General features: G+C 53.3%; 11 protein-coding genes. All 11 read right to left on the bottom strand.

All coding sequences use genetic code 11. The annotated features are described in order from the left end of the window. Positions 1–28: 28 nt before the first annotated feature. Entirely contained in the window at positions 29–1,366 is a 1,338-nt protein-coding gene (locus EVJ32_RS00360) for a glycosyltransferase (RefSeq protein WP_201740678.1), read from the bottom strand. Beyond that, positions 1,363–2,571, bottom strand: a complete 1,209-nt coding sequence (locus EVJ32_RS00355; protein ID WP_236639460.1) for a glycosyltransferase family 4 protein — start codon at positions 2,569–2,571, stop codon at positions 1,363–1,365. Before EVJ32_RS00355 ends, EVJ32_RS00360 begins: the two co-directional genes overlap by 4 nt. A gap of 21 nt (positions 2,572–2,592) precedes the next feature. Beyond that, entirely contained in the window at positions 2,593–3,474 is an 882-nt protein-coding gene (gene galU / locus EVJ32_RS00350; protein WP_131455855.1) for a UTP--glucose-1-phosphate uridylyltransferase GalU, read from the bottom strand. 416 nt (positions 3,475–3,890) lie between these two features. After that, on the bottom strand, positions 3,891–5,183 hold the full coding sequence (eno, locus tag EVJ32_RS00345; protein ID WP_131455853.1) for a phosphopyruvate hydratase: 1,293 nt from the start codon (positions 5,181–5,183) through the stop codon (positions 3,891–3,893). A gap of 33 nt (positions 5,184–5,216) precedes the next feature. Beyond that, complete coding sequence (gene gpmI / locus EVJ32_RS00340; RefSeq protein WP_070328704.1) at positions 5,217–6,755, bottom strand: 2,3-bisphosphoglycerate-independent phosphoglycerate mutase; 1,539 nt, start codon at positions 6,753–6,755, stop codon at positions 5,217–5,219. After that, the gene (gene tpiA / locus EVJ32_RS00335) at positions 6,756–7,508 is read right to left on the bottom strand and encodes a triose-phosphate isomerase (RefSeq protein ID WP_070328703.1); all 753 of its coding nucleotides are present in this window, start codon (positions 7,506–7,508) and stop codon (positions 6,756–6,758) included. Between the two features lie 18 nt (positions 7,509–7,526). Then, positions 7,527–8,711, bottom strand: a complete 1,185-nt coding sequence (locus tag EVJ32_RS00330) for a phosphoglycerate kinase (RefSeq protein WP_070328702.1) — start codon at positions 8,709–8,711, stop codon at positions 7,527–7,529. Positions 8,712–8,809: 98 nt separating this feature from the next. Next, positions 8,810–9,817 carry a type I glyceraldehyde-3-phosphate dehydrogenase gene (gene gap / locus EVJ32_RS00325; protein ID WP_131455851.1) on the bottom strand — a complete coding sequence of 336 codons (1,008 nt, stop codon included), beginning with the start codon at positions 9,815–9,817 and terminating at the stop codon, positions 8,810–8,812. 60 nt (positions 9,818–9,877) lie between these two features. After that, a complete protein-coding gene (locus EVJ32_RS00320; protein ID WP_201738329.1) occupies positions 9,878–10,903 on the bottom strand; it encodes a sugar-binding transcriptional regulator in 1,026 nt (341 codons plus the stop codon). A gap of 112 nt (positions 10,904–11,015) precedes the next feature. Continuing rightward, complete coding sequence (locus EVJ32_RS00315; protein ID WP_131455847.1) at positions 11,016–11,273, bottom strand: glutaredoxin family protein; 258 nt, start codon at positions 11,271–11,273, stop codon at positions 11,016–11,018. Between the two features lies 1 nt (position 11,274). Next, positions 11,275–12,414 carry an RNA polymerase factor sigma-54 gene (locus EVJ32_RS00310; protein WP_131455845.1) on the bottom strand — a complete coding sequence of 380 codons (1,140 nt, stop codon included), beginning with the start codon at positions 12,412–12,414 and terminating at the stop codon, positions 11,275–11,277. Positions 12,415–12,469: the final 55 nt, after the last annotated feature.

Below are 12,469 nucleotides of genomic sequence, written 5' to 3'. Positions count from 1 at the left end.
AAAAAAGACCGCGGCAAAAGCCGCAGTCTTAACGTTGTACTGGCTTTGGCGCACCGTCTTTCATAATCGGCAACTTGCGGTCTGCGACGTTTTCGTAGACGTTCAAGAGTGCCTCTTTTTCCAAATCCCAGTTATATTTCTCACGCGCCGTCTTCGTGTTCTCTTTGACACGGGCGTAAAGTTCTTGATCTTCGAGCAGGCGATTGACGCCTGCCGCAATCGATTGTGGATCGTGTGAGTCGACGACGACACCGACGTCGTTGCCGGCGACGACACGTTCGATCTCAGGGAAGTCACACGACACGACCGGCACTTCGGCCATCAAGTATTCGAACAGCTTGTTCGATGACGCCGAGTAGTGGTTGAAGCAGACGTTGTTCAAGACCTGGAAACCGAGATATGCGTTCATCGTATAGTACGGTAACGCCTCGACCGGCACTTTATCAATCATCTTGACGCGGTCACTGACGCCTTCGTCCTCGATCATCTGTTTGATGACCGGCTTCAATTTCCCGTCGCCGATCATGACGAGCGTGCCTTCTTTAAAGTCTTTCGCCGCCAAGACGAGTTGTTCGAGACCGCGTCCCGCTTGGACGCCGCCTTGATAGAGCAAGATCTTCTCGTCTTTTGGCAAATCGAGCAAGGCGTGCAAGTCTTTCCGGAGCGAGAAGTCGAGCGGACGGTAGAACGGATAGTTATGGAGCACGTACGGATAGAAACCGTACAACTCTTCGTTGTGCGCCGCACGCGTATGGTTCTCGACCATCATCGAATCGACGTATGGCAACAACCAGCCTTCGAGGTTACTTTGGATGTAGCCGTAACCGGTCCGGTCGGTCTGGACCTCATGCGAGTCGTAGACGATCTTGCCTTTATTGACGAGTTTGCCGGCGATCAACGCCTGCGGCAATGTGTTCAAGTCGTTCGCGTGATAGAAGTCGTACGACTTCTTCGTCGAGGCGAACACCATCTCGAGCATCGCGCTCGCGTTGACGATGTTTTTACGGACCGGCGGGAGCAAAATCGCACCCGCTGCCGCGCCGAGACCGAGCATCGTCAGTGGCGCGAGGATGACTAATCCCGCCCCGACGAGACCGGCCCCGAGTTGGCGCGTCTTCTTCTCCGACACCCACGTCCGGACTGATTTCAACGCCTTCATCCCGTTGACGAGAATCGACGGTTGACGTTTCACACGGATGACGCGGAAACCTTCTGGGCGCATCTCTTCGGCCGGGAGTGCTTTATTTTTAGGGTCTTGCAACGCGATCAAGTCGACCTCGTACCCCGCCTCGGCGAGCGCCGAGCATTCGCGAAGGACACGGGCGTCATTCGTAAAGTGGTTCCAAACAAACATACATACCTTCATCGTTGTTCCTCCATCAATAACTTTTCGATCACGTCGTCGAGGACGTGTATATTGTTTTCCCAGCACAGGTTGTCTTTCACGTAACGGATGCCGTTCGCCCCGAACTTGTCGCGCAGGTCCGCACGATCGAGCAATGTCCGGAGTGACTGTTCAATCTCGTCGATATCACGCTTCCGTGACACGTAGCCGACTTCCGCCGCTTCGATGACATTCGCCGCATGGCCTGACACCGCCGCGACGATCGGTTTGCCGACCGCCATATAATCGATTAATTTACCCGGGATGACCGTATCGAACACGTCTTGGTCGATCAGGCTGACGAACGCGACGTCGGCGTTTTTGATCGCTTGGAACGCCTCCGTCCGTGGCATCGCCTCGAGGAAGAGGAAGTTCTTGAACCCGCGGGCTTTAATCGTTTCTTTCAGTTCGTTCTTCCGGTAACCGTAGCCGATCAGCTTGAAGTGGACACGCGGCTCGTCGCGGAACCGCTCCGCGAGTTCAAGCAACAGCGACACGTCCTGGGCGAGCCCCATGTTGCCGGCGTATAAAATCTCCATCCGGTCGTCTTCGGGAACGGTCCGCTCCAAGTTGCGCTCGCTCACACGGATCGAGTTCGGCATATAGTGGATCATGCCGTTATCGACACCGCGTTGGCGCAAATAGCTGCGGAAGCCTTCCGAGTTGATGATGATCGCATCGGCCGACTTGTAGAGCCGCTTCTCGAACCAAAACGCGGGCGTGAGCATCCAGTCGTACTTGAACACACCGACACCTTTGACCGACTCCGGCCACAGGTCACGGACGTCAAGTACGAACGGGACGCCATGTTTTCGCTTCGCATACACCCCGACGAACGCCATAAAAAAAGACGGGGTCGTCGCGAAGACGACATCCGGTTTCGTATCGAGTGCTCTGACGGCGGCGACACCTTTGATCATCTGTTCGAGGAACAAGGCGAGCCGGCTCAACATGTTCGACGTATGCTTGCGCTGTTTCGTGATCAACCGCTTGATGAACGGTTGGTTGTTCAGCTCCACGTCGTTCCAGAACCGGTCGTCTTTATACAAGTTGAAGTTCGGATACGACGGCGCGGCCGTGATGACCTCGACTTCGTAGCCGCGTTCTTTCATGAGATGCGTAATATTTTGCATCCGGTTGCCGGCGCTGCCGATCTCCGGATAATAGTTTTGACACACCATTAACATTGTTTTCAAAAATAACACACCTTACTGTTGTTCGAGTTCGTCCACGAACCGTTTTAACAGCTCATGGACGTTGGCTTTTAAATCTGGGTCGCGAAGCGCGTAGGCAATCGTCGCTTCGATGAAGCCGATCGGTTCCCCGACGTCATAGCGACGGCCGTCAAATTCGTAGGCGAACACCGTCTGCGCCTCGTTCAAGCGCGCGATGGCGTCCGTCAATTGAATCTCGCCCCCGGTACCGATCTCTTGGGCCGATAACGCCTCAAAGACGTCAGGCGTCAAAATGTAGCGGCCGAGGATGGCGAGGTTCGAGGGTGCTTCCCCGGCGGGCGGTTTCTCAACGAACGTCCGCACCGGGATGAGCTTCCCTTCGACGGCAAGCGGGTCAATTATACCATATCGATTCGTCATTTCATACGGGACACGTTGGACCCCGATGATCGAGCGTTCATATATCTCGTACTGCTCGATGAGCTGGCGTGTCGCCGGCACTTCCGCCTCGATGATATCATCGCCCAAAAGGACGGCGAACGGTTCGTCGCCGATGAACTTGCGGGCACACCAAATCGCGTGGCCGAGTCCTTTCGGCTCCTGTTGGCGTATGTAGTGGATGTTGGCGAGGTTTGACGAGTGGCGGACCGACTCGAGCAGCTCGGTCTTCCCTTTCGACTCGAGGTTTTGTTCGAGCTCGATGGCCCGGTCAAAATGGTCCTCGATGGCACGTTTGTTCTTCCCGGTCACGATGATGATGTCCTCGATCCCTGAGGCGACCGCCTCCTCGACGATGAACTGGATCGTCGGCTTGTTGACGATCGGGAGCATCTCTTTTGGCATCGCCTTCGTCGCCGGCAAGAAGCGCGTGCCAAGACCAGCGGCTGGGATGATGGCTTTGCGTACACGTTTCATGGACCTATCCCCTTTTATCATTATGTAGATGATTATACCCAAAAATCCGACTTTCACGCACGCTCAAAACGGCCGTGACACATGTCACGACCATTTTCAATCGTCCATACGTGTGTAAAGCCGCCACCGCTGTTGTCTGCAGGCAATCTAGCAGTGCCGCTCGGACGGTGTCACTTGGAACATAAATTCGTCTCGTTGTTACTCGCATCCAACGCTTAAATAACCGGTCCGAGTTGACGTCAACGGAATCAGACGGTGGGCGACTCCTTGGGGAGAGTGATGCAAGGATGACCCCGTAAAGCGCGAAGGCGCTGCGGAGGCATCCGCATCACCCCAGGAAAGCGTCCCACCGTCGGATGAAGTGTCGACAACAAAAAACAGGCCCGCCATAAGGCGGACCTGAAACAATCAATCAATTATTTTTTGAGGTTGTAGAACGACTTGATGCCGTCGTATTTCGCTACATCGCCGAGCATGTCTTCGATGCGGAGAAGTTGGTTGTACTTCGCGATACGGTCTGTACGTGAAAGTGAACCAGTTTTGATTTGACCAGCGTTTGTCGCAACTGCGATATCAGCGATTGTCGCATCTTCTGTTTCACCAGAACGGTGCGAGATAACTGCTGTGTAGCCAGCTTTTTTAGCCATTTCGATCGCGTCGAATGTTTCTGTGAGCGTACCGATTTGGTTAACTTTGATGAGGATCGAGTTCGAGATGCCTTTTTCGATACCTTCAGCAAGTTTCTCAGTGTTCGTTACGAAGAGGTCATCCCCAACGAGCTGAACTTTGTGACCGATTTTGTCAGTGAGCAATTTGAAGCCGTCCCAGTCGTTTTCGTCGCAACCGTCTTCGATTGAGATGATTGGGTACTTGTCAACGAGCTCAGCGTAGAAGTCTACGAGCTCAGCAGTTGTCATTGACTTGCCTTCGCCAGCGAGTTCGTACTTGCCAGTCGACTTGTCGTAGAACTCAGACGATGCAACGTCCATTGCGAGGTAGATGTCTTCGCCAGCTTTGTAACCAGCTTTTTCGATCGCTTCAAGGATAACTGTGATCGCTTCTTCGTTCGACTTAAGGTTTGGTGCGAAACCACCTTCGTCACCGACAGCTGTGTTAAGACCCATACCAGAAAGAACTGATTTGAGGGCGTGGAATACTTCTGCACCCATGCGGAGCGCTTCGCGGAACGTTGGCGCGCCTACAGGCATGATCATGAACTCTTGGAAGTCAACGTTGTTGTCAGCGTGCGAACCACCGTTGATGATGTTCATCATTGGAGTTGGAAGCGTCTTCGCGTTGAATCCACCGAGGTACGTGTAAAGTGGAAGGCCGAGCTCGTCTGCTGCTGCGTGTGCTGCTGCCATTGAGACACCGAGGATCGCGTTTGCGCCGAGTTTACCTTTGTTTTTCGTACCGTCGAGCTCGATCATTTTCGCATCGAGTGCGTTTTGGTCGAAGACATCGTAGCCGATGAGTTCAGGTGCGATTGTGTCGTTTACGTTAGCAACGGCTTTGAGTACGCCTTTACCAAGGTAACGTGACTTGTCGCCATCGCGAAGCTCTACTGCTTCGTGCTCACCAGTTGATGCGCCTGATGGGACGAGGGCACGACCGAAGCCGCCGTCTTCTGTGAATACTTCTACTTCGATTGTTGGGTTACCGCGTGAATCCAAAATTTCGCGTGCGTAAATTTCTGTGATCATTGACATAAAAATCGCTCCTTTTTGTTTGGAAAATGTAGTTTACTTCTTAACGATTGACGTACCGGTCATTTCAGCCGGTTGCTCTCCTCCGAGGAGGTGTAAGAGCGTCGGCGCGAGGTCGCAAAGCGAACCTTTCATAACTGGTTTCAGTTCAACGCCTGGCTTCGTGACGATACACGGTACAGGTTCTGTCGTATGGGCCGTCATCGGTGAGCCGTCCGGGTTCGTGACGAGGTCAGCGTTCCCGTGGTCCGCCGTGATGATCGCCGCGCCGCCTTTGGCGAGTAGTGCGTCCACTACTTTACCGAGGCATTCGTCGACGACTTCGACCGCTTTTTTCGTCGGTTCGAGCATGCCGGAATGGCCGACCATGTCCGGGTTCGCGTAGTTGATGATATACGCGTCGTACGTGTCTGATTCGATGCGCTCGAGAAGACCTTCTGTGAGCTCGTATGCGCTCATTTCCGGTTTCAAGTCGTACGTCGCTACTTTCGGCGACGGGACGAGGAAGCGATCTTCACCTTCGAACGGTGTTTCTTGTTGTCCGTTCAAGAAGAACGTGACGTGCGGGTATTTCTCAGTTTCCGCGGCGCGGAGCTGTTTGTACCCTTGCGCGGCGAGCGTTTCGCCGAGCGTGTTTTTCAAATCTTCCGGCGGGAAGACGATATCCGTATCGATCTCATCCGAGAATTTCGTCATCGAGACGAGCAAGACGTTCTCCGGATGCGCGCTCGAGAGCTCGAACCCTTTGAAGCCTGTCTTCTCTTTGAACACTTTCGCGAGTTCGATCGCCCGGTCCGGACGGAAGTTGAAGAACATGATCGCGTCGTTGTCTTTGATCGTCGCGACCGGTTGACCGTCTTTCTCGATGACCGTCGGCAAGACGAACTCATCTGTCAAACCGTCTGCGTACGACTTGTTGAGCACGTCGACCGCATTCGTTCCGACTTCGCCTTTCGCGTTGACGAGGACGTCGTAAACTTTTACGACGCGTTCCCAACGGTTGTCGCGGTCCATCGCATAGTAACGTCCAGACACGCTAGCGACTTGACCGACACCGAGTTCAGCGAGCTTCGCTTCCGTCTGTTCGAGGAAGCTTGCACCTGATTTCGGATCACAGTCACGGCCGTCCGTGAAAGCGTGAATGAATACTTTTTCAATGCCGTGGAGTTTCGCGAACTCGACGATGGCGAACATGTGCTGGATGTGGGAATGGATCCCACCGTCTGAGACGAGCCCCATGATGTGGAGGCTTGAATCATACTTCTTCACATGTCCCGCCAAATGGTTCATCGCTTGACGGTCGAAGAGCGACCGGTCTTTGATGGCGTTGTTGACGCGTGAAAGTGACTGATAGACGACCCGGCCGGCACCGATGTTCAAGTGACCGACTTCCGAGTTGCCCATCTGACCTTCCGGGAGACCGACGTACTCACCTTGCGCATTTAACAGCGTGTGTGGATACGTCTCCCAGTAACGGTCGAAGTTCGGTTTGTTCGCCGCAGCGACCGCGTTACCGAACGTTTCGTTCCGCATACCGAAACCATCTAAGATGATAAGGGCGACAGGTCTTGCCATTTAAATCGCCTCCAACAACTTGAGGAACGAAGCAGCTTCGAGTGAGGCACCGCCGACGAGTGCGCCGTCGATGTCTTCTTGAGCCATATACTCCTTGATGTTCTCAGGTTTGACTGAACCGCCGTATTGGATGCGAACCGCAGCCGCCACGTCTTCACCGTAAAGGCCTTTTACAACGTCGCGAACGTATTTGCATGAGCTTTGCGCGTCTGCTTCGTCCGCTGATTTGCCAGTACCGATTGCCCAAACTGGCTCGTACGCGATGACGAGTTGTTTGACTTGGTCAGCTGAAAGATCGGCGAGGCCACCTTCGACTTGCGTCTTGATGACTTCTTCGAACTTGCCGCCTTCGCGCTCGTCAAGTGTTTCACCGACACAAACGATTGGCGTAAGACCGTGTTCGAACGCTTTTTTCGTTTTGCTGTTGATGAACGCATCTGACTCGCCGAAGTATTCACGGCGCTCCGAGTGTCCAAGGATGACGTAAGTGACGCCGAGGTTGGCGATCATCGCCGGGCTCGTTTCACCTGTGTATGCCCCGCTGTCTTTGTCGTACATGTTTTGCGCACTAAGCTTTAAGTTCGATCCTTTAGCCGCTTCTACCATTGGGGCTAAGAATACTGCTGGTGCACCAATCGCCGCGTCAACTTTGTCCGTTGACGGGATATTGTTTTTAACTTCCTCTACGAAAGCGACCGCTTCCGAGAGAGTTTTATTCATTTTCCAGTTACCTGCAATAATCGGTTTACGCATCGATAATCCTCCTCAGTTTTACTTGTCGTTCAACGCTTCGACGCCTGGAAGTTTCTTGCCTTCCATGAATTCGAGTGAAGCGCCGCCACCAGTTGAGATGTGACTCATCTTGTCAGCAAGGCCGAACTTGGCTGCTGCCGCGGCTGAGTCGCCACCACCGATGATTGAATACGCGTCGCTGTCTGCGAGTGCTTGAGCGACACCTTTCGTTCCGTTAGCGTATTTATCGAGTTCGAATACGCCCATCGGTCCGTTCCAAACGACAAGTTTCGATTCGCGAATCGCTTCCGCGTAAATTTCGACCGTCTTCGGTCCGATGTCGAGACCCATGTGATCCGCAGGGATCGAGTCGATATCGACTGGTCCGACGTATGTTTCTTCGCCGAATTCTTTCGCAATCACAGCGTCGACCGGCAACAAGAACTTCACGCCTTTATCTTCTGCTTTTTTCATGAACTCACGAGCGAGGTCGAGCTTGTCTTCTTCAAGGAGTGACGTTCCGACTTCGTTCCCGAGTGCTTTCGAGAACGTGTACGAGAGTCCGCCACCGATAATGAGCGTGTCAACGATGTCGAGAAGGTGGTCGATGACCCCGATCTTGTCAGCAACTTTCGAACCGCCGATGATAGCCGTGAACGGGCGATCCGGGTTCGAGAGCGCTTTGCCGAGCACTTCAAGTTCTTTCTCCATCAATAAACCAGCAACCGCCGTGTCGACGTTTTGCGCGATCCCTTCCGTCGAGGCATGGGCACGGTGAGCCGCACCGAACGCGTCGTTGACGAAGACGTCAGCGAGCGCCGCAAAGCCTTTAGCGAGTTCTGGATCATTTTTCGTTTCACCAGGGTAGAAACGGACGTTTTCGAGAACGACGACGTCACCTTCACCAAGTTTTGAAACGGCTTCTTCTGCAACTGGACCGTACGCTTCTTCAGCGAGCGGGACGTCTTTGCCGAGTAGTTCACCTAGACGTTTTGCAACCGGTGCGAGCGAGTATTTTTCGTTCTTCTCGCCACCTGGACGGCCGAGGTGGCTCGCCAAAATGACTTTCGCGCCGCCGTCGATCAAATGCTTGATCGTCGGAATAGCTGCTTGGATCCGCGTCTCGTCTTGAATGACGCCATCTTTAGTTGGAACGTTGAAGTCAACGCGGCAAAAGACGCGCTTCCCTTTTACATCGATGTCACGAATAGACTTTTTGTTCATAAACTTCGCCTCCATATGTCGTGCGTTTAAATTTCATAAATAGAGCGGAGAACAATCTCTTGTTTCCGCTCCTATTTGGTTCTATTTAGTTCACGAACTTACTTCGCGATTTCAGCAAAGTGCTTGAGTGTGCGAACCAATTGTGCAGTGTATGACATTTCGTTGTCGTACCAAGAAACTGTTTTAACGAGTTGCTTGTCGCCGACTGTCATGACTTTCGTTTGTGTCGCATCGAAGAGTGAACCGTAAGTGATTCCGACGATGTCAGAAGATACGATTTCGTCTTCAGTGTAACCGAATGACTCGTTCGAAGCTTGTTTCATTGCTGCGTTGATTTCGTCAACAGAAACTTTTTTCTCGAGAACTGTTACGAGCTCAGTCAATGAACCAGTTGCGACTGGTACACGTTGTGCTGAACCGTCAAGTTTACCTTTGAGTGCTGGAAGAACAAGACCGATCGCTTTAGCCGCACCAGTTGTGTTCGGTACGATGTTCACTGCTGCCGCACGTGCACGACGGAAGTCGCCTTTAGGGTGTGGAGCGTCGAGCGTGTTTTGGTCGCCAGTGTAAGCGTGGATCGTCGTCATGAGGCCTTCAACGATACCGTATTTGTCGTTAAGAACTTGTGCCATTGGCGCCAAGCAGTTCGTTGTACATGAAGCACACGATACGACTGTTTCTGAACCGTCAAGAATGTCGTGGTTAACGTTGTAAACGACTGTCTTCATGTCGCCTGTACCTGGTGCCGAGATGACAACTTTTTTCGCGCCAGCTTTTAAGTGAAGCTCCGCTTTTTCTTTGTCTGTGAAGAATCCAGTACATTCGAGAACGATGTCAACACCGAGCTCGCCCCATGGAAGTTCTTCTGGGTTGCGGTTAGCAAGTGTAACGACTTTCTCGCCGTTTACGAGGAAGTGACCGTCGTGTACTTCAACTTCTCCGTCGAAACGACCTTGTGTCGTGTCATATTTGAGAAGGTGAGCAAGCATCTTCGTGTCAGTCAAGTCGTTGATTGCAACAACCTCGACGCCTTCACTCTTCAAGATCTCGCGGAATGCCAAGCGACCAATACGTCCAAAACCGTTAATACCAACTTTTACTGTCATAGTTAATTTCCTCCTTAGGGTAGAAGCTATTTATTAGAAGAGCCAACGGGGGTCAACTCTTTAATAACGAGTTAATAATTCTGTGGCCGCACCTTCGTCTGTGACGAGGATGATGTTCGGCCTATGTTTCGCATATGCGGCAATCGCTTGTGCCTTTGACTTTCCTCCGGCGACGGCGATGACGGTGTCCATGTCGTCGAGCTCCTCTAATTGGATGCCGACCGTCTTGACCCGATGAACGATTTCGCCTTCTGCGTTGAAATAATATCCGAACGCTTCGGCGACGGCTTCGTGCCGTTCGATCATCCGCAAATGCTCCGGTGTGGCGTGACGACGTTTTGCCATCGTTTCGGCCTCACCAATTCCATGTACCACTATTCGAGCCGCTCTAATCATTTCCAGCACATTTTTTATGCTTGGTTCCTCCACCATCCGTTCAAACGTCTTTTGTGAAACCTCATCCGGAATGTGGAGTAAATGATAGTCGGCATGGGCCCGGTCCGCCATTCGAGAACAGACGGTGTTCGCCTGTAACTCGAGCGTTTCGCCGAGTCCGCCGCGTGCCGGCACGAAATGCATCGGTCGTTCTTTTTTATCGGGCGACATCATTGCCGCAACCGATGCCATCGTCGTCCCGCCTGTGACCGCGATGATATTGTCGTCAGGTGCCAGTCGCGCTTTTAGTTGCGTGACGGCGGCCCGACCGATATCTCGCTGGACCCAGAACGTCTCGTCCGAATCTCCCGGTACGATGACGACTTGGCGAACGCCTAGTTTTTGCTCGAGAACTCGTGCGATTTGTGAAATCCCTAGGATTTCTCCCATGACCTCGTGCAAGTCTCTGAGAACGTTTCGGCCCGATTCTGTAAGTGAGATCCCTTGGGTCGCGACTGTGAGAAGACCTTGGTCTTTCAAAAAGTCGACTTCTCGTCTTAAGATTCGTTCCGTCAGCCCGAGGCTAGTGGCCAACGTCCGGCGGCCGATTGGCTGCATGAGCCGGACATAATGTAAGATGTCATAACGATGTCGGAGCGTGTCGAGCAGGTCAGGGACGATTTGCTTCTGAACTTGAATCAGTTGCTGGATCATGCTCATTCCCCCTCGACTTAAAGTGTGGACAAAAATTGTCCCACTTTTATTTTTACGTCCCACCGCTACGAGTTCATCTTACCAATCACCTTACCGTCTGGCAACCCCTTCAAACGTTTTTTTTCGATGTAAGCGTATACTTAACAAATTCTTCAACTTTCTCGTCATCGTATCGCCCTTGACTAATAAGGGTTCCTTCATGTAGAACGACGGGAATCTCAAATAAATATTTTTCTTCAAGCAACGCGTCGCCCGTGATGTCGATTTGCTCGAGCTCGAACGGATAATCTTCCTGTAGCCATTCGAGCATGACGAGCGCCTCCTCACAAAGCGAGCAGTTCTCCCGGCGATATAACGTCAGTACCATGTCACGTCTCCCCTTTCCATAACTGTCGTTCCCGCTCCCGCGAGTTGCCAAAACCTAGCGCCTCACGATAATTCGCGACCGTCCGCCGCGTCACGGTGTAGCCGATCCGGGCCAGCTCATCGGTGAGCGCCTGGTCGCTCAAAGGCGCCGTCTCTTGTTGGATCAGCTCGGCGAGCGCCCGTTTAATCATGAACGGGGCTTGGCCGTGGTACGTGGCGCGGACGAAGAAGTGACGCCACTCCATCACGCCGCAAGCGGTCTTGGCGTACTTGCCTTGAATCGCGCGGCCGACCGTCGACTCATGCTTGCCGATCTCGATGGCGACTTCTTTTCGTGTGAGCGGATGCAGGACGAGCTGGCCGCGGAGCCAGTCCGCCTGGCGTCGCTCGATGACGGCCCACACAGAGCGGAGCGTCTCTGCGCGCATCGCGAGCGTCTCTTGCCACCACTTCGCCTCCCGGTCCGAACCGACGTCCAAGTCAATCATCGGACTGAACCACGTCGTGATGAGTTCCCCGTCTTGAACGACGACCTCGAGTTCGGGCAGAATATGCTCGGTTTCTTCATATAATATCGGTGTCCTCGGGAGCGTGGCGACGATTCGGCTGATTCGCTCGTATTCGTCGGTCGTCATCCCGAGCCTGTCCGCCACATGCTCGACCTTTGCGTCAAGCGCCTCGAACACGTCGAGCACGTGTGGATCGTCATGCTCGATCGCGTGACGGTATTGGCAGTCATGTTCTGAAGCCGCACCGATCCCGGTCGGCTCTAAAAATAACAGTGCGCGCCGGGCCAAATCGACGTCCGCCATCTCAACACCGAATCGCTTCGCGAGGACGGCATCGGTCTCCGGAAGTAGACCGCGATGGTCGAGCGCCATGACGAGTTGTTTTTGAAGCTGCTTTTGGGCCTCGGTCCCGCTTACTTCGTCAATCTGTTCAAATAGCCGTGCTTCAAAACCGCCCGCCGCCTCCGCAATCCATTCGACCGTACCGCCCGTTGTGACGTGCGTGTTTCGTTTAGCCAACCGGACGAGCTGCCACTCGAGCGCGACCCGGTCCGCCTCAAGAACCGGCAGACGCCGGACCATGTCTTGTGTCAGCTGAAGCTTCTGCAGTTGACGCTGTTCTTGCCGTTGCATCGGTCACACCCCTCTCACTTCTAATTGTAACGAATGGTCGCCGAACGCGCTTGCA

This window comes from Exiguobacterium sp. SH5S4 (genome assembly GCF_004337045.1).
GTDB lineage: Bacteria > Bacillota > Bacilli > Exiguobacteriales > Exiguobacteriaceae > Exiguobacterium > Exiguobacterium aurantiacum_A.
Note: the sequence above shows the minus strand (reverse complement) of the source record. Positions and strands in the feature narration are given on the sequence as shown.

Excerpts from the sequence above, each read along its gene's own strand:
- tpiA (WP_070328703.1), bottom strand. The coding sequence starts at position 7,508 with ATGCGTAAACCGATTATTGCAGGTAACTGGAAAATGAATAAAACTCTC.
- gap (WP_131455851.1), bottom strand. The coding sequence starts at position 9,817 with ATGACAGTAAAAGTTGGTATTAACGGTTTTGGACGTATTGGTCGCTTG.
- EVJ32_RS00360 (WP_201740678.1), bottom strand. The coding sequence starts at position 1,366 with ATGAAGGTATGTATGTTTGTTTGGAACCACTTTACGAATGACGCCCGT.
- EVJ32_RS00310 (WP_131455845.1), bottom strand. The coding sequence starts at position 12,414 with ATGCAACGGCAAGAACAGCGTCAACTGCAGAAGCTTCAGCTGACACAA.
- galU (WP_131455855.1), bottom strand. The coding sequence starts at position 3,474 with ATGAAACGTGTACGCAAAGCCATCATCCCAGCCGCTGGTCTTGGCACG.
- eno (WP_131455853.1), bottom strand. The coding sequence starts at position 5,183 with ATGTCAATGATCACAGAAATTTACGCACGCGAAATTTTGGATTCACGC.
- EVJ32_RS00330 (WP_070328702.1), bottom strand. The coding sequence starts at position 8,711 with ATGAACAAAAAGTCTATTCGTGACATCGATGTAAAAGGGAAGCGCGTC.
- EVJ32_RS00315 (WP_131455847.1), bottom strand. The coding sequence starts at position 11,273 with ATGGTACTGACGTTATATCGCCGGGAGAACTGCTCGCTTTGTGAGGAG.
- gpmI (WP_070328704.1), bottom strand. The coding sequence starts at position 6,755 with ATGGCAAGACCTGTCGCCCTTATCATCTTAGATGGTTTCGGTATGCGG.
- EVJ32_RS00355 (WP_236639460.1), bottom strand. The coding sequence starts at position 2,571 with ATGTTAATGGTGTGTCAAAACTATTATCCGGAGATCGGCAGCGCCGGC.